The following is a 16,742-nucleotide window of genomic DNA, read 5'->3' as shown; positions in this document are numbered from 1 at the left end:
CGGCGGCGCGACGCTCGCGCTGGCCGCGGCCGCCTGCGGCATCGCGACGGCGGCGCTGCTGGCCAGGATCGTCGCCGGTGCGCCCGCGCGCGCCGGAAGCGAGCCGCGCGCGGCCGCCCCGGGCGTGCTGCCGGTCCTGCGGGCCGCTCAAGTGCAGGCGGCGATGATGGCGCTCTCGTCGGCGGACCTGATCGTGGTCCGGATCGTGCTCGACGACGTGGACGCCAGCCGCTACGCACTCGGCACCATCGCCACGAAGATCGCCTTCTGGCTGCCGCAGGCGGTCGGTGTGGTGCTCTATCCGCGGATGGCGCAGCCGACGCACTCGGCGAGCGCGATCCGGGCGGCGCTGGCGGTGCTCAGCGGCATCGGCCTCGTCGCCGTGCTCGGGGCAGCACTGGCCGCGCCGCTCGCGCCGCTGCTGGCGGGCGAGGACTACGCCCCGATTCAGGGCCTGCTGTGGATCTTCGCGCTGCACGGCGCGCTGCTGGCCGTGCTGCAAGGCGCGGTCCTCTCGGCGATCGCCGTGGATCGCACTTCCCTCGCACTGGTCACCTGGCTGGGCCTGGTCGTCGAGGTCACCCTGATGCTGACACTGGCCCGCTCGGTTCCGGCCCTGATCACCACGGCGGTGTCGGTCGCGGCCACCACCACGGTCGTGGTCGCCGTCATGGTCCTGCGCGCGGCCGACCACACGGCGCGCCCCGAACCGCTGCGCCCGGTCGGCTGACCGCGCCGCCTACGATCGGTCCATGATCACCGCGGTGCACACCCTGGTCTACGCGGACGATCCCGACGCGGCCCGCGCGTTCTTCCGCGATGTCCTGCGCCAAACGTCGACGCCCACGACGGCTGGCTGTTGTTCGCGACCGGGCCGAGCGAACTGGGCGTTCATCCCACCGAGGAGCAGCCGCGCCACGAGATCTCCCTGATGTGCGACGACTATCCGCTGGCTCCCGCCGCAGAGCAGGACTCCTGAACGAATTCGGCTCCCCAGCCGGAAGGCGGGGGAGCCGAATTCTGGATTGTTCAGCCGGTTATGGCTGTTTGTCGATCCGAATCTGTTCGGTCGGCGCGTCGTCGGCGCCGCGGTTGACACGCGGCGCGGGGCTGGTCGGAGCCGAGCCGCCCGGACGCTGGAACGGGGCGCCGCCCGCCCGCGCCGGCGTCGGAGCCGAGCCGCCGCGAATGCCGAGAACCACACCGACGATCAGCGCGATCACGCCGAGGACGCCCAGGATGATCGGCAGGATCCGGCCGTACAGCGAGAGCTTGTCGATGTTCTCCTTGGCCACCGAGAGCTGCGACTCGATCGTGTTCTCGTCGAACACCAGGTGCGACTTCAGCGCGGTGACCTCGGGCTTGTCCGCGGTGCGCGAGTAGTAGAGGTGCAGTGCCTCGCCGCCCTTGACGACCGTGCCGGTCTGCGGCTCCACCCACAGGTCACGGGTGTTGGTGTAGTACCGGGTCATGGTCACCGGGGCGTCGCCGCCCTCCACGCCCCACTTGGCGGCGGGCAGGCTGAGCCGGTTGGTCGGCGCCTGCACGACGTCCCACAGGCTGGTGGCGGGCACCGACATCTGGAAGTGGTAGACCTTCGTGTTGTTGATCTCGGTCTCTTCGATGAAGTTCGCGTCGAAGGTCTTGCGGACGTTGAGATCGAAGTACGGGTAGGTCTTCTTCTCGGTGCCGATCGGGAATCGGTACTGCAAACCGGTGTGCTGCACCGGCTCGGCGATGCTCTTGCCCTCGAGGTTCGCGGTCACCGCGATCGAGCCGTTGGGCTCGGTGCCGACGGGCTCGCCGGTCACCCGGTCGATGGTCACCCGGTCGACGGTCGCGGTGAGCAGGCCGGTGTCGCCCTGCTTGTCGATGCGCCGCAGCGTCTGGCCCGCCTGCACGGTCATCTTCTCGGCGTCGGCAGGCTCCTCGACGGTGAGGAAGCGCTGCGAGACCAGCGGGACGTTGGTGTCGACCTTCGCCGAGCCTTCCGGAGCGGTCAGCGACTTGGAGTCGAGAACCAGGCTGTCCTCACCCTGCTGGTTCGTCGCGATGGTGGTGATCTCCAAATCGAGGGGAGTTTTCGCCAGCTTGTCGACGGTGTAGGTCGGGATCATGATTGCGGCGACGATCAGCAACGCGCCGAGACCCACGAGCAGGCAGGCCACCGTCCTTCTGGTACCGGCACTCAGTGCCATGCAAACTCTCCTCGTCGTAGAACACAGGTCGCTCCGGCGAGCACTGCGGGCATGCCGCGGCACTCGTGAGCCCCGACACTAACAGTCCGATGTCGTACTATGCGGCGTCGAGGCCGGAAACGGCCCAGAAATCGCCCGAGTCTAGCGCGAAATCTGAAACGTCGGGTTATCAACTATGGATTCGCCGAGGCAGACTGGAGGCCGATGACCGCGACACTGCCTACCGCCGCGCCCGCGACCGAACGGGTGCGCCCCCGTGCGTTCGTGCCCGCCTTGGAAGGCATGCGCGGCATGGCCGCGCTCGGCGTGCTGCTGACCCACGTCGCCTTCCAGACCGGCGCCGCGGGGACGCCGGTGATCGGACGGGTGTGGGGCCGGTTCGACATGGCGGTGGCGGTGTTCTTCGCACTGTCCGGTTTCCTGCTCTGGCGCCCGCACGCGGCGGCGGCGCGCGGGCTCGACAGCGCCCCGCCCGTCGGCTACTACCTGCGGCATCGTGCCGCTCGCATCCTGCCCGCGTACTGGGTGGTGGTGTGCGCGGTCCTGATCCTGCTGCCCAGCGCCGCAGGGACCGCGGGCTTGCGGGTATGGGTGTCGAACCTGGCGCTGTTGCAGGTGTTCGTGCCGTTGACGCTCACCGACGGTCTCACGCAGATGTGGAGCCTCTCGGTGGAGGTGGCCTTCTATCTGGTGCTGCCGTTACTGGCGTTCGCGCTGGTGCGCCTGCGCGGCGCGGCGGCGCGGCGGCGGGCGCCGGTGCTGGTCGCTCTCGCACTGGTCAGTCTCGGCTGGAACTTCATTCCGGTGCCGACGCCCGACGCGATCCACGCGGACAACTGGCTGCCGGGCTATCTGCCGTGGTTCGCCGCGGGGATGCTCCTCGCGGAGCTCGCCGAACATAGCGTTCGGCTATCACGGTGGTGGAAAGTGGGGGCGAATCAACCACTGATGTGGACTGTCGCGGCGGCGGCCTTCCTGCTCGCGGCGACCGATCTGGCCGGTCCCGCCGGGCTGACCCGGGCCGAACCCTGGCAGTACGCGGTGAAGATGGGGCTGGGCGCGATCATCGGGTTCACGCTGCTCGCGCCGCTGGTGCTGCGGGACCCGGCGGCGCGCGGGCACCGCTGGCTGGAGTCGCCGGTGGCCGCGACGCTCGGACGCTGGTCCTACGGCATCTTCATCTGGCACCTGGCGGTGCTGTCGATCGTGTTCCCGGTGTTCGGCATCCTGCCCTTCCAGGGGGACTTCGGTTACGTCCTGGTTCTCACGGTCGCCATCACCCTTCCGGTCGCCGCCGCCAGCTACGCGCTGGTGGAGGAGCCGGTGCGGCGCTGGGCGCGCCGCCGGGACCGGGTGCGGCGGACCCCGGAACCCGAGCCGGCGCCCTGACCGGCGGCTCGCGAGGTCAGCCGTCGAGCTGCCGGTGCATGTCGAGCAGGTGGTGGCGCAGCTCGTGCAGGGTGTGCACCGCCAGCCAGCGCAGGGAACGATCCGCGGGCTCCGGGTAGGGGAAGCCGAGGGTGCGCTCCCAGTCGTCGTCTCCGAGCCGCTCGAGCACGTTGGCGAACAGCAGGGCGGCGTCCCGGATCTGGCGGGCCACGTCGGCGGGGTTCTGCTCGGCGTAACCGTCGTGCTCGACTCGCTCGTCCCGGCCCATCGCCGTAGCGGCCGGGTTGTCCGAACGACGAGCGGCCAGCACGCGTTCGCGCTGTGCCAGCAGCACATCCCGGACGTGGCAGGCGTACTCCAGCGGCGACCACACATCGGGCTTGCCGCGTTCGCGCAACTTGACGCTGTCGGCGCCGAGCAGGTCGGCGTATTCCACGGCGTGCTCCCGCGCCAGCGACGGCACATCGGCCGCCGAAGCCAAGTCGTAGACGAAACCGCATTCGGCACAGGTGTTCACGCGTGGTCACGTTAGCAACGGGTGCCGTTGCGGCGCACGGCGAATGCGGGTCTTGTCCGGCGGCGCCGCTGCGCGTGCATCGTCGGTCGTCGCGCGGTCAGTGCTCTCCGGCCGACGGATCGGGTTCGTCCGGCGGGATCGCACCGGGCCGATCGGCGTGTTTCGACGGGGGCAGCGCCGCGACGCCGACCGCGATGATTGCGAGCACCGCGGGTAGTTGCACCAGCACGGAACCGCCCATATAGGCGTCGGGCGAGCGCCAAGGGCCGGTGGACAGCGCGGCGGCCGACAGCGTGGTGCCGACGCCCGCCACGACGACGAGCACGCGCGGGGTGACGTACCGGGTGAATCGCGTTGCGGCCAGAACGATCACAGTGCCGAAACCGCCCACCGGACCCGCGATCACGGTGGCGGCGGCGGTGAGCCCCACCGCACCCATCCAGCGGCGGCCCCAGGTGCCGGGCGCATCGGCGCTCGAATGGTCGGCGGTCTCCGCCCGCGCGCGACGGGGAACGGCCAGGATCACCAGCGGCAGGAGCAGCAGCAGTCCGCCGAAGATGGCGAGGCGATACCACCGGTCGACCGGGAAGGCGATCGTCACCGGGCCGGTGGCATCGGCGGGCAGCAGCCACGCTTGCTGCCAGCCGTCGACCACCACGGGTTCGAGGACGCGGCCGTCCGCACTGGTCGCGCGCCATCCGACATTGATGCTCAGCGGCAGTACGAGCAGGCGGTCGCCCGTCTCCGGAGCGGCGGAGGTCTGCGCGTCGGTGCGGTTCAAGCGCAGTCGATCCACGAAGAACAGGTCGGTCGGGCCGACCGCCACGTCGGCCCGGCCCCGCGGCAGCGCGAGTTCGTTCGACGTGTCCGTCTCGTCGGTACACACCCGAGCGGGAACCGGTGCGCCGGAGCGCAATTCGCCGACAGTGGCGGTGACCGTGGTGCGCAGTGTCCGCCCGCCCGCGTCGATCGTCGGTCCCAGCGCGCACGGGACGGTGATCTCGCGGTCCAGCGCTGCGGCCGCCGGGTAGTCCGGCCCGAGGACCGTCACCTCCGCCAGTCCGGGCGGCTGGGTCTGCACGAAACCGAGGGCGGTCCGGTCCAGCACCGGCCGCCAGGTTCGCATGCTCAGCTCGATGCGATCGGTCACGGCGGGGTGCAGGGCGATCCGCGTCGGCGTGCCCGGCCCGTCGTCGTCCAGCTCGCGCACCTGCGGGCCGTCACCGAGATTCACCGTCACCGAAGTAGGCGCGGCGGGCAGACCGCCGAGCGAGGGAGTCAGCTCGAGACCGGTCACCAGCGTGGGTTCGGGCAGCTCGAGGGTGAGCGTCGGCCTGCCCGCGGTCGGTTCGCGGACCGAGTCCTCCGGCGCGGTCCAGCTGGTGCGGGGATCGCCGTCGGTCGCGGCGAACGCGGCTCCGCGCAGGTCGCCGACGTCGGCCTTGCCCCGGGCCACCGGCCGTGCATGATCGGTGAGCAGCGCCTCCAATGCCGGACCCTGCCTGGTGCGGACGGTCAGTTCCGGGGCGACCGTCATCGGTTCCGGGACGGTCAGCGTGCGCTGAAACGCTCCCGGTTCCTCCGGGGCCAAGGCGAGGCCTTTACTGCAACGCACCCGATCGGGCGCGTCGAAACAGGCACTGCGGCCAGGGAATTCCTGACCGAGGTCCCATCCCCGCACAGGTGCGCCCGCGGGCGCCGACGGCACCACGGTGCGATGGCGGATGTCGACGCGGACGGGCGCGTCGCGCGTCGAGTAATCGTCGAGCGTGAGTTCGCTGATGCCGAACTGCCCTCCCGAGGAGCCGTTCTCGGTGCGAATGGCGGTGATCGTCAGCCACTCGGTGCGGCCTGCGGGAAGCGAAACCGAAAGCGGCGCACCAGGTTCGGGCACCCGCACCGAGACGGTGCCGTTCGCGGTGCGCACCTCGAGCCATTTGATGGGGTCGCCGATGGCGGCCGCGCTGGTGGTGAGGTTCAGTTGCCCGGCCTTGATCGGATGATCGAGATCGAGCCGGAGCCATTGGCCGAGGGCGTGTTCGGTGCCGTTGCTGATCCACGCGGTGGACGGATCACCGTCGACGACGGCCGCGGTGGAACTTCCCGGCGCCGCGCCGCCGAGCTGGGTGGCGTCGGCGGCCGAACTCGACGCGGTGACGGTGGCGCCCGACCACTCGCCGCGCACCAGTTCGGCGCCGGGCACCGGGTAGTCGGGGACCAGGTTGTACGTGCGGCGGGCGTCGTCGGGGGCGCGCAACGCGGAGTTGTGATTGTCCACTCGGCCGAAATCGGCTTCGCGATCCATCGGCGTGTCCGTGACGGTCACCCGGCCCATCGGCAACCCGGCCCGCGCCGCGTCGGCGGCGAGCACGGCGGGCGTCCCGGCGGCGTCGGGATCGCGGCGCATCCGCTCGAGCACTTCGGGCCCGCCTTGGACGACCGGAACAGCTCCGAGCGGGACGGTGTACGCGCCGGGGAACGCCTCCGGCGCGCCGGTGCCGCCGCGCACCTCGGCGGGTGTTCCGCGCCCCGGCGTGTCCACCCGGTAGATCTCGATCGCCCGATACGGCGGGCGCAGGTCACCATCGGCCACCAGGTCGTCGGCGATCACCACCGATTCGATGGGGTTGCCGAACTCGGCCACCTTGTGCAGTCCGGGCGACGCGTCGAGCGCCTGGTGGGCCAGCATCGGACGGGTCGAGCGGGAGGTCTCCGGATCGAGGTCGTTGCGCAGGACGACGACGCCGATGCCCTGGGCGCTCAGCGTCGCGGCCAGTCCCGCCGATGGCCTGCCGTCGGCGATGAGCCGCTGCACCGAATCCATCGCGCGGATGGTGCCGGGCGGGTTCAGCGGCACCGCGTCGCGGATCGCCCACGGCGTTCGGGCCAGCGCTTGCAGCGGTTCGTCGCGCGTGAGCCCCCAGACCTGGCTGCCGAAGGGCGCGCCGGGCACCACCAAGGCGCGCGTGTCGGCGGCGTTGTGTTCGAGCCAGTCCGCGGTCTGCTGCCAGTACTCGGGCACCCGGTCGTAGGCGCCGCGCGGCGCGAGTTTGCCGGTCCAGGCCAGCGAGGTGGACAGGGCCAGTGCGGTGAGGATCAGCGCCGCGATCGCGACCGCGCGGTCCCGCTCCGGATGCGCGAACGCGCTGCGCCAGGCCTTCAGCGGTACCGAGGCGGGCAGCGGGACCCGGGCGAGCAGCTGCGCCAGCCCCAGCACCAGCGGGATGCGGATCAGCGGCTCCAGCTTGTGCACGTTGCGCAGCGGGGCGCCGCCGGAGTCCAGGAAGACCCGCACCGAGTCCGCGAACGGTCCGCTCAGTTCACCGACGAACCCGGCGCAGATGCCGACCAGTCCGACGCACAGGATCAGGACGAGCCTGCCCCGGTACGGCATGGACCGCAGGGCCAGGCCCGCCATGCCCGCCGCCGCGACCAGCCCGGTCGCCAGCACCGCCGCGGGCTGGGTGACCAGCACCGCGCCCGCGATGCGTTCCGGCGAGACGAACGGCGTCCAGCTGTCGGTGCCGCGCAACACCTCGCCGAGCGAAGCCCACTGCGTGGTCACGCCGGAGGACTCGATGTAGTCCAGGAACGGCGGACTCACCTTGCCCAGCAGCAGCAACGGCACCACCCACCAGAACGTGGCCAGCACCAGCAGCGGAACCCAGGCGGCGGTGAAACCCCACCAGCGCCGGTCGAGCCGATAGGAACGTCCACCGTCGTGCGCGGTCGATTTCCGGCCGCGTACCGGCGAGGCAGCCGCCCACCACAGGAAAGCGGGCAGGAAAGCGGCCACCGTGGCGACCGCGTTGACCGAGCCCATCAGCGCCAGCGCCAGCGCGCTGCCCGCGGGCGACTCCGCCCCGCCCCGCCGCCGTTCGCGCCCGGCGACGCCGAGCGCGGCAGGCGCGAGCAGTACCCACGGCGCCAGCATCATCGGCAGCGTCTCGGAGGAGATCGACCCGATGGTGGTCAGTACACGCGGCGACAACGCGAAGGCGAGGGCGGCGACGACGCGAGACCCGCGCGTGCCGATGCCAAGCGCCTCGCACAGGCGCACGATCCCCCAGAACCCGGCGAGCAGCAGCAGCGCCCACCAGATCCGCTGCGTCACCCAGGCGGGTACGCCCAGCAGATGGCCGAGCGAGAAGAACGCGCCGTGCGGGAAGAAATAGCCGTAGGCCTGGTTCTGCACCTGGCCCATCGGCGCCTGGCTGCTCCACAGATGGCTCGCGCGTTCCAGGAAGCCGAGCGGATTCTGCGCCAGGTCGTATTTCGTGTCGGCGACCGTGAGTCCGGGCGCCTGCACGAAGGTCAGCAGGAACGCCACGACAACGGTCGCGGCGAACCAGCGTCTGCCCAGCGGCGCGGTGCTGTGCTGCCCCGGCGCCCCGGACGATCCGAGCGAGTCGGCGGGTGAAGCGGAGGTCAGCGGGTCAGCGGCTGCCGTACTCAACGTTGTTCAGCAGCGAGGAGTCCTTGTCGCCGCTGCGGTCGATCTCCGGCCGCGAGTTCTGCTGGACCGCCATGGTGATGAGGAAGACGCTGAGCACGCCCAGCACGGCGCCCGCGACAGCACTCGCAACACCCGGGACAGCAAACTTCATCGCGGTACTCCAATACGTCGATGCAGGCACGTTCCCGGCCAACCTAGCAGGGCGTCCGGTATTTGTATGCGTTCAGGCCGCCGAATCTCCGCGGGAGGACTCCTCGGGCGCTCGACGGACCGCCCGAGAGCGGCCGCGTCAGTGTGCGGGGAGAGCGCAGTGCAGCGCGCCGAGCAGGGTGCGCAGTTTCGCGGTGGTCTCGTCGAGTTCCGCCTGCGGGTCGGAGGCCGCGACGATGCCGCCGCCCGCGTACGCCCGCACGGTGCGACCGTCGGCGGAGATTTCCGCGCAGCGGATCGCGACCACCCAGGCGCCGTCACCGTCGGCGTCGCACCAGCCGACCGCGCCGCCGTAGAAGCCGCGGTCGTCCTCGATGCGCGCGATGGCGTCCAGGGCCGGCTCGGTGGGGGTGCCGCAGACCGCGGGCGTGGGATGCAACAGCAGCGCCAGGTCGAGTGCGGTGATCGTGCTGTCGCGCAGGCGCCCGGTGATGGGCGTCGCCAGATGCCACACCTCCTGGGTGCTCATCAGTTCCGGACCCTCCGGAATCGACAGCTCGGCGCACACCGGTCCGAGCCGCTCCCGGATCCAGTCGATCACGAAGGCGTGCTCGTCGCGATTCTTGGTACTGGCCAGCAGTTCCCTGGCCGCCGCGGCGTCGGCTTCCTGATCCGCCCGCCGTGGCGCGGTGCCCGCCAGCGGGCGCAGGGTCACCGTGTCGCCCTGCCGGGCGATCAGCACTTCCGGCGTCGCGCCCACCAGCGTGGCGCCGGGGCGTCCGGCGGGGGTGAGGTCGACCGCGAAGACATTCGCGTGCGGATGCCGGGTGAGCAGGTGCGCGGCGACGACCTCCGGGTCGAGCGCTGATCGCGCCTCGGCCAGCACCGAACGCGCAGCGACCACCTTGCGCAGCGGTTGCGCGGGATCGTTGAGCTGCTCGACCAGTTTCGTCACCCGCGCCACGTGCTCCGCCGGGCTCGGTAGCTCGGTCACCACGCGCACCGGCGGCAGGTCGGGTAGCGCGGCGGGCCGCCACGGGCCCGCGGTGTGCACGGCGTGCTCCGGCACGCTCAGCGCGGCGGGGCGGCGTGGATCGAAGGGCAGCGCGCCGACCACCAGCCGTGCGCGCCCCTCCCGCAGCGCTGCTCCCGCTCGTCGCGCGTCATCGAAGAAGACACGGCTCCCGTGACTCCGCACAACCCCGTCGGCCCGAGCAAGCAGGAACCCATCCATGACCCCAACCTAATGGTGCCGTCGGGCGTAAGCCCGCGCATGGCCGCAGCGAAGGCGGAGGTACGCCTGATCGTGCGGTCGGGCGTAGTCCGTCTTCAGCCGGCGCATGGCCGCAGCGAAGGCGGAGGTACGCCTGATCGTGCGGTCGGGCGTAGTCCGTCTTCAGCCGGCGCATGGCCGCAGCGAAGGCGGAGGTACGCCTGGCCCCGCCGCACAGCGGTGCAGCGATCCAGAATTCACGCGAGCGCGGTCACGAGTTCTTGCCGGGCGGGACGAGCAGCACGGGGCGGTGGCAATGCTTGAGGACAGCGTCGGCGACGCTGCTGTGCAGGAGCGCGCGGATGCCGGTCGCGCCACGGGTGCCCGCCACGATGATGTCGACGTCCAGCTCGTCGGCGCAGTCGACGATGGCGTTCCAGATGGTGGTCGTGCATTCGGCGGTGCGCGCCTCGGCGTTGAGGCCGACCAGTTCGGCCAGCCGCACGCCCTCGGCGTTGACGGCGCGCGCGTCGACGTAGGCGATGTCCTCGATCTCGTCGTCCGGCACCCATTCCGGTTGCATGACACCCGACAGCCCGGACAGGCGCGCGGCCTGCCGCACCATGGGCTCCCAGGCGGTGAGCACGACGGCCCGGTCGGCGCTGAGGAATCGACCGGCGTATTCGACGGCGCGCTTGGCGTTCTCGGAGCCGTCGTAGGCGATGAGGACCAGATCGCAGGGCACGATGACCTCCTGAAAAGGACGCACGGCGACACCTCGAGATTACCCCGCGCAGGGCCGCGAGAATCGGCTTGTTCCTCGGGATGACCTGGGCGTATAGACGCATCGACACACGTCGCCGCCCAGCCGTGCAGTGTGGCGGCGCGCGGATCCGTCGGCGGAGGCCACCAACCACGGTCCGCGTGACATCTTCCGGGCAGCAGTGCGATCGGCGGACGAAAGACGACGCCGACAAGTCGATGCCACGTCGCTCCGAAGCGTCCCCGCTCGAGACAACGATTCGATACCGGTGCGCGAGTTACCCGCTCGGTAGGGAAGTAGCGACTGCGGTCGCGCACCTCGCGGCGAGTACGGTTGACCTCTATGCGAAAGACGCCGCTGCTCGTCCTCGCCGTACTCGCCGCCGTCGCGACCGCCTGCTCGAACGGCGGCTCCACCGAGTCGGCCTCGTCGAGCACAACCACGACGGAGGCGACCACCGCCGTGGTCCCCGTCACCAGCTCGGCGCCGCCGGACTGCAACGCGGGGTACCTGGCGCAGTTCACCACTCGCCAGAAGCTCGCCCAGTTGCTGACGGTCGGGGTCACCGGCGCGGCCGACGCCACGAACGTGGTGCGCAACGAGCAGATCGGCGGGATCTTCGTCGGCGGCTGGACCGACCAGGCGCTGCTCGCCTCCGGACAGATCGAACAGGTGAAACAGGCTGCCAAGGTGCCGCTGATGGTGACCATCGATGAGGAGGGCGGCCGGGTCTCGCGGGTGCGCGACCTGATCGGCGCCGCGCCATCGGCCCGGGAGACGGCGCAGACCATGAGCCCCGACGAGTTCTACAACGCGACGCTGACCAGAGGCCGCGCGCTGAAGAATCTCGGCGTGACGGTGGACTTCGCCCCCGACGTCGACGTCAGCTCCCAGCCGGACGACTCCGTCATCGGCGACCGCTCCTTCTCCGACGATCCGGAGGTGGTCACCCGCTACGCCGACGCCTATATCCGCGCCATGCGCGAGGTCGGCGTCGGCACGGTGATGAAGCACTTCCCCGGTCACGGATCCGGGTCGGGCGACTCGCACACCGGCGCGGTGCGCACTCCGCCACTGGACCAGATGCAGAACACCGACCTGGTCCCGTTCCGCAACCTGATCGGCTCGGGCGCTGCGGTGATGGTCGGTCACCTCGACGTGCCCGGACTGACCACCCCCAACGTCCCGGCCAGCATCAGCCCGGAAGCGATGCGGTTGCTGCGCGAGGGCACCGGCTACGGGGCCGCGCCGTTCCAAGGACCGATCTTCACCGACGATCTCGGCGGCATGGCGGCGATCACCAGCCGGATGTCGATCGCGGACGCGGTCGAGGCCGCCCTGGTCGCCGGCGCGGACAGCGCCTTGTGGATCACCACCGACGCGGTGTCCCAGGTGCTGGACCGGCTGGAGCAGGCGGTGTCGAGCGGGCGACTGCCGATGGCCCAGGTGGATGCGTCGGCGTTGCGGTTGGCCGCGTACAAGGGTGCGTTGCCGCGCTGCTGACGCGCGCCGCACGGTCGGGTCGGGCGACTGGTGAGCAAATCGGACCGCCGGAACTTACCTTGGAGTAATATATGAGATTCACCTGTGGTAGGAGTGTGGATGGCGGGCGGTACGAAGCGGCTTCCGCGGGCGGTACGCGAGCAGCAGATGCTCGACGCCGCCGTGGAGGTCTTCTCGCGTAAAGGCTTCCACGACACGTCGATGGACGCGATCGCCGCCGAGGCGAAGATCTCCAAGCCGATGCTGTATCTGTACTACGGCTCCAAGGACGAACTGTTCCGCGCCTGCATCCAGCGGGAGGGAATGCGGTTCATCGAGTCCGTCGCGCCCGCGGGCAACCCGCTGCTCACGCCGCACGAACAGGTGCGCACCGCGCTGGAGGGCTTCCTCGGCTTCGTCGACCGCAACCGGCGCTCCTGGCAGGTGCTCTACCGGCAGGCCATCGGCCAGCAGGCGTTCGCCTCGGAGATCGAGAACGCGCGCGAACGCGTCATCGAGTTGACCGCCAAACTTTTGGAGTCCAGCGCCAAGCACGCCGAGCCGGGGACGAATTTCGACGTGGTCGCGGTCGCTGTGATCGGCGCGGGCGAGGCCATCGCCGACCGGCTGGCCAGTGGCCGGATCGAGGTCGCCGAGGCCGTCGACCTGCTCGACGATCTGGCGTGGCGCGGTCTCGCCGGCCGGAAGAAGACCGAGTAGCCCGCCTTTTGCCCGGACCGGTTGCTTCCGTGCCGCCCTCCTGCCAAAGTGCGTGAGTTCGCACAGCGCGGAACGGCTCGTTCGAAGAGCCGGGGAGAAACGGGGCGGAAGTGTTCGGGTTGCTCAGGCCGTGTGCGCACGGCGCTCAGAAGTATGGAATCGATGCGGCCGAATGGCAGGCGCATCTGTGCGGTTCGTGTCTCGGCTTGCGCGACGGGCACGGTCAGCTCGCCCGCGCGACCACCAACAAGGACGCGCTGGTGCTGAGCATGCTCACCGAGGCGCAGTCCGGGTCGGCGGCGCGCACCATCGCGGCGCCCTGCCCCCTGCGCGGAATGCGCCGGGCGTCGGTGGTGACCGCGGACGCGCCCGGCGTTCAGCTCGCCACCACCGCGTCGCTGTTGTTGGCGGCGGCCAAGATTCGCGATCACGTGGACGACGGTGAGGTGACCGCGCTCGCGCGCGGGCCGCTGACGAAAGCCGCGACGCGATGGAACCGGCAGGCTCGCGCGAGCGCGGCGCGGATCGGTCTGGACGTCGAACCGCTCGTCGCGGCGCTCGACGCGCAGGTGCGCCTGGAAGAGCTCGCCGCCGTGGGCGGTCCGGCGTTCGTGCCGAAATCGCTTGCCGATTCCCCCTATTGGCGTTCCGCGATGTCGCCGGCGGCCGACCCGCTCGACCGCCTGACCGCACCCACGCAGCTGTGCGCGTCTGAGTTCTTCGCGCACACAGCCGTTCTGGCCGACCGTCCGGACAATGTCGACGCGCTGCGTGCGGCCGGATGGCAGTTCGGCAGGATCGCGCATCTGGCCGATGCCGTGACCGACCACGACGACGACGCCGCCCGCGACCGCTTCAACCCGCTCGCGGCCACCGGCACCAGCGTGTCCGAGGCATACGACCTGATGCGGCAATCGGATTCGCGCTTGCGCGCGGCGGTAGCGGCGGCCGAACTGAGCCGGGTACCCACCGTCCGCTGGATGCTGCTCGACCCGCTGACCGCCGTGCTGCGGCGGCTCGGCGGCGGGCTCGGCGCGTTCGCCGCCCACACCTGCTCGGTGTCGGCGGACGCCGAGGGATCGCCGCGTGCCGATGTCCGCGCGCACTCGCGCGGAACCCGCCACCGTCCGCCGACCCGTCGCCCGGGTATCGGAGAATCCCTCGCGCTCATCCTGGGCGGCTACTGCACCGGTTACGCGTGCTGCGCCGACCACACGCAACCGTGCACGGGCGAGCGCAAGGACGCGTGGATCAATAATTGCGATTGCGGTGATTGCGGCGGCTGTGATTGCGGGGACTGCAACTGCTGCGACTGCGGTTGCGACTGCTGACCTGTGCCGGAGCGGCGAGTCGGCATCAGGCGCGGCAGGTCTCGCTGAAAAGCGCGAAGCCGCATCCCGGTTCGGAAAATCGGGATGCGGCTCGCGGATCGTTCAGCGCAGGGTCGCTGTCAGATGCGGGTATCCCTTCTTCGGGTGCAGCAGCGCGAGATCCCAACCGCCTTCGGCCTGGTCGGCGTACAGGTTGACGGTGGAGGGCAGCAGGATCGGCTTGCCGAACTTGACCGAGTACGTGGTCTGCTCCGGAATCCGGCCCTCGACCGCGCCGAGAACCGTCGCCGCCGACCACATGCCGTGGGCGATCGACCGTGAGAACCCGAACGCCTTGGCGCCCAGCGCCGAAGTGTGGATCGGATTGTGGTCACCGGACGCGGCCGCGTACCGGGTGATCGTCTTCTGATCCACCCGCAGGGTGCGCAGCGGCGGCGGCGGAACCTCCTCCGGCTTCGGCTCGGGCTTCGGCCCGCCCGACAGCGAGGTGCGCTGCTGGTGCAGGAACGTGGTGACCTGGTGCCACACCTGCTCCCGTCCCACCTTCACCTCGCTGATCGCGTCCACGAGCAGACCCTTCGGGTGCTCGCGCAGGTTCTCGATGTGCGTGTGGATGTCCAGCGGCTCGCTCACCGAGATCTCCCGGGTGCGCTCGATGACGTTCTGCGCGTGCACCGCGCCCACCGCGACGAACGGGAAGTCCCGCGCCACCACCAGCTGCATGGCCAGCGGGAAGGTGAGGATGAACGGATAGGTCAACGGCAACGCGTCGCCGAACCGCAAACCGGTCGCACGGCAGTAGGCGGCCAAGTGATCCGGGTCGACGCGCAGCCCCTCGAGCCGCACGGCGCGGTCGGGCAGCGTCGGCTTGCGCGCCGACAGCAGCGGCACCGCGCCGAGCGCCGCCTTGACGAACAGGCGGCTGTTCTTCGGCGGCTCGGTGAGGGTGAGCACCTGGGTCTTCTCCCTGCCTGCCGGAGCCTGGGTCATCATGCTCCGATCAGGCTCTGCCCGCAGACCCGCACGACGTTGCCGGTGACCGCGTTCGACGCCGGGCTCGCGAAGTAGGCGATGGTCTCGGCGACGTCGACGGTCTGGCCGCCCTGCAAGAGCGAGCTCATCAGCCGGCCCGCCTCCCGGGTGGCCAGCGGGATGGCGGCGGTCATCGCGGTCTCGATGAAACCGGGCGCGACGGCGTTGATGGTGATGTTCTTCTCCGCCAGCTTCGGGGCCTCGGCGTTCACCATGCCGATGACGCCCGCCTTGGAGGCGCCGTAGTTGGTCTGCCCGCGGTTGCCCGCGATGCCCGCGATCGAGGACACGTCGATCACGCGGCCGCCCTCCTTCAGCGCGCCCCTGGCCACCAAGCCCTCGGTGATCCGGTGCGGCGCGGCCAGGTTGACGTTGATGACCGCGTTCCAGCGGCCCTCGTCCATGTTCGCCAGCAGCTTGTCCCTGGTGATGCCCGCGTTGTGCACGACGATGTCGATGCCGCCGAAACGTTCGGTGGCGAACTCGGCCAGCTTCTCCGCCGCGTCGGGCGCGGTCACGTCCAGCGCGAGCGCGGTGCCGCCCACCTTGTTCGCGGTCTGCGACAGCGCCTCGCCCGCCGCCGGGATGTCGGCCACGATCACCTGGGCGCCGTCACGGGCGAACACCTCGGCGATGGTCGCGCCGATGCCGCGGGCCGCGCCGGTCACCACGGCGACCTTGCCGTCGAGCGGGCGGTCCCAGTCGGCGGGAGCGCTCGCGTCGTCCTTGCCGACGCGGATGACCTGGCCGTCGACGAACGCCGACTTGGCCGAGAGCAGGAAGCGCAGGGTCGACTCCAGGCCGGTCGCCGCGGCGGACGCCTCCGGGTGCAGGTAGACCAGCTGAGCGGTGGAGCCGCGCAGCAGTTCCTTGGCCACCGAGCGGGTGAAGCCCTCCAGCGCGCGCTGCGCGATCTGCTCGTCCACGCTCGAAGCCAGCTCGGGGGTGGTGCCGATCACCACGATGCGCCCCGACGGGGTGAGGCTGCGCATGGCGGGCTGGAAGAACTCGAACAGCTGCGAGAGGTCCTCGATGGTGCCGATGCCGGTGGCGTCGAAAACCAGGGCGCCGTACTTGGTGTCCTGGCTCGGCGCGTCGGCGAAGGTGTAGTCCGACAGCAGGGCGCGCACCGGCTCGGCGACCCGGCCCTTACCGCCGATCAGCACGGGGCCGGACAGCGGCGGCTCGCCCTTGACGTAGCGGCGCAGCTTCTCCGGCTTCGGGAGGCCGAGTTTGCCGGCCAGGAACGCGCCAGGCGCGGAGTGTACGAACGATCCGTAGAGGTTGGGAGCACCCTTGCTCTTGCTGGCTGCCACTATTCCTACCTTTTCTGAGTTCTGTCTCTCGGGTCTGGGGTATCGCCCCGGCGTGGTCTGCGTGCGCACTTTTGCGGGGGTACGTGTCGACATTAAACTTACTCCAGAGTAAGTTTAATGTAAACAACCGCGACGGGGCGCCGAGCAGCGCGGAATGTCCGTGCTCCACCGGGCC

12 protein-coding genes and 2 pseudogenes are annotated in these 16,742 nt (G+C 70.6%); 6 read left to right on the top strand and 8 right to left on the bottom strand.

Annotated features, from left to right (window positions below; translation table 11 throughout):
- Together ON21_RS28620 and ON21_RS37420 are read left to right on the top strand one after the other, a co-directional pair.
- Positions 1 to 730, top strand: a pseudogene (locus ON21_RS28620) (polysaccharide biosynthesis protein); the annotation flags it as partial.
- Positions 731 to 752: 22 nt separating this feature from the next.
- Positions 753 to 943, top strand: a pseudogene (locus tag ON21_RS37420) (VOC family protein); the annotation flags it as partial.
- A gap of 94 nt (positions 944 to 1,037) precedes the next feature.
- On the opposite strand, the gene pgfA reads toward ON21_RS37420, so the two are convergent.
- Positions 1,038 to 2,198, bottom strand: a complete 1,161-nt coding sequence (gene pgfA / locus ON21_RS28610; RefSeq protein WP_039802925.1) for a cell envelope lipid trafficking protein PgfA — start codon at positions 2,196 to 2,198, stop codon at positions 1,038 to 1,040.
- A 204-nt stretch (positions 2,199 to 2,402) separates the two neighbouring features.
- On the opposite strand from pgfA, the gene ON21_RS28605 reads away from it, so the two are divergent.
- Positions 2,403 to 3,587, top strand: a complete 1,185-nt coding sequence (locus tag ON21_RS28605; protein ID WP_039802923.1) for an acyltransferase family protein — start codon at positions 2,403 to 2,405, stop codon at positions 3,585 to 3,587.
- Positions 3,588 to 3,603: 16 nt separating this feature from the next.
- On the opposite strand, the gene ON21_RS28600 is transcribed toward ON21_RS28605, so the two are convergent.
- From ON21_RS28600 to ON21_RS28585, 5 genes are all read right to left on the bottom strand, one after another.
- A complete protein-coding gene (locus ON21_RS28600) occupies positions 3,604 to 4,104 on the bottom strand; it encodes a DinB family protein (protein WP_174372217.1) in 501 nt (166 codons plus the stop codon).
- A 97-nt stretch (positions 4,105 to 4,201) separates the two neighbouring features.
- Positions 4,202 to 8,560: an alpha-(1->3)-arabinofuranosyltransferase gene (locus ON21_RS28595; RefSeq protein WP_083880943.1), complete on the bottom strand. Its 4,359-nt coding sequence runs from the start codon at positions 8,558 to 8,560 to the stop codon at positions 4,202 to 4,204.
- A complete protein-coding gene (locus ON21_RS37415; protein ID WP_083880942.1) occupies positions 8,541 to 8,711 on the bottom strand; it encodes a DUF2613 domain-containing protein in 171 nt (56 codons plus the stop codon). Before ON21_RS37415 ends, ON21_RS28595 begins: the two co-directional genes overlap by 20 nt.
- Positions 8,712 to 8,849: 138 nt before the next feature.
- Complete coding sequence (locus ON21_RS28590; RefSeq protein ID WP_039802921.1) at positions 8,850 to 9,944, bottom strand: isochorismate synthase; 1,095 nt, start codon at positions 9,942 to 9,944, stop codon at positions 8,850 to 8,852.
- Between the two features lie 250 nt (positions 9,945 to 10,194).
- A complete protein-coding gene (locus ON21_RS28585; RefSeq protein WP_039802951.1) occupies positions 10,195 to 10,668 on the bottom strand; it encodes a universal stress protein in 474 nt (157 codons plus the stop codon).
- Between the two features lie 360 nt (positions 10,669 to 11,028).
- Between ON21_RS28585 and ON21_RS28580 the strand changes: the two genes are divergently transcribed.
- The 3 genes from ON21_RS28580 to ON21_RS28570 all read left to right on the top strand — a co-directional run bounded on the left by ON21_RS28580 (position 11,029) and on the right by ON21_RS28570 (position 14,219).
- Positions 11,029 to 12,189 carry a glycoside hydrolase family 3 N-terminal domain-containing protein gene (locus tag ON21_RS28580; RefSeq protein WP_039802919.1) on the top strand — a complete coding sequence of 387 codons (1,161 nt, stop codon included), beginning with the start codon at positions 11,029 to 11,031 and terminating at the stop codon, positions 12,187 to 12,189.
- A 99-nt stretch (positions 12,190 to 12,288) separates the two neighbouring features.
- Entirely contained in the window at positions 12,289 to 12,888 is a 600-nt protein-coding gene (locus tag ON21_RS28575; RefSeq protein ID WP_039802917.1) for a TetR/AcrR family transcriptional regulator, read from the top strand.
- A gap of 206 nt (positions 12,889 to 13,094) precedes the next feature.
- Positions 13,095 to 14,219, top strand: a complete 1,125-nt coding sequence (locus ON21_RS28570; protein ID WP_245562773.1) for a regulator — start codon at positions 13,095 to 13,097, stop codon at positions 14,217 to 14,219.
- A gap of 102 nt (positions 14,220 to 14,321) precedes the next feature.
- On the opposite strand, the gene ON21_RS28565 is transcribed toward ON21_RS28570, so the two are convergent.
- A complete protein-coding gene (locus tag ON21_RS28565; protein WP_245562772.1) occupies positions 14,322 to 15,212 on the bottom strand; it encodes a MaoC family dehydratase in 891 nt (296 codons plus the stop codon).
- Positions 15,209 to 16,567 (bottom strand): 3-oxoacyl-ACP reductase, encoded by a 1,359-nt coding sequence (locus ON21_RS28560; RefSeq protein WP_039802913.1) that lies wholly within the window; start codon positions 16,565 to 16,567, stop codon positions 15,209 to 15,211. The genes ON21_RS28565 and ON21_RS28560 overlap by 4 nt, the downstream gene beginning before the upstream one ends.
- Positions 16,568 to 16,742: the final 175 nt, after the last annotated feature.

The sequence above is a fragment of the Nocardia araoensis NBRC 100135 genome (assembly GCF_000308435.1).
Classification (GTDB): Bacteria; Actinomycetota; Actinomycetes; order Mycobacteriales; family Mycobacteriaceae; genus Nocardia; species Nocardia araoensis.
Note: the sequence above shows the minus strand (reverse complement) of the source record. Positions and strands in the feature narration are given on the sequence as shown.

Excerpts from the sequence above, each read along its gene's own strand:
- ON21_RS28580 (WP_039802919.1), top strand. The coding sequence starts at position 11,029 with ATGCGAAAGACGCCGCTGCTCGTCCTCGCCGTACTCGCCGCCGTCGCG.
- ON21_RS28565 (WP_245562772.1), bottom strand. The coding sequence starts at position 15,212 with ATGATGACCCAGGCTCCGGCAGGCAGGGAGAAGACCCAGGTGCTCACC.
- ON21_RS28590 (WP_039802921.1), bottom strand. The coding sequence starts at position 9,944 with ATGGATGGGTTCCTGCTTGCTCGGGCCGACGGGGTTGTGCGGAGTCAC.
- ON21_RS37415 (WP_083880942.1), bottom strand. The coding sequence starts at position 8,711 with ATGAAGTTTGCTGTCCCGGGTGTTGCGAGTGCTGTCGCGGGCGCCGTG.
- pgfA (WP_039802925.1), bottom strand. The coding sequence starts at position 2,198 with ATGGCACTGAGTGCCGGTACCAGAAGGACGGTGGCCTGCCTGCTCGTG.
- ON21_RS28575 (WP_039802917.1), top strand. The coding sequence starts at position 12,289 with ATGGCGGGCGGTACGAAGCGGCTTCCGCGGGCGGTACGCGAGCAGCAG.
- ON21_RS28605 (WP_039802923.1), top strand. The coding sequence starts at position 2,403 with ATGACCGCGACACTGCCTACCGCCGCGCCCGCGACCGAACGGGTGCGC.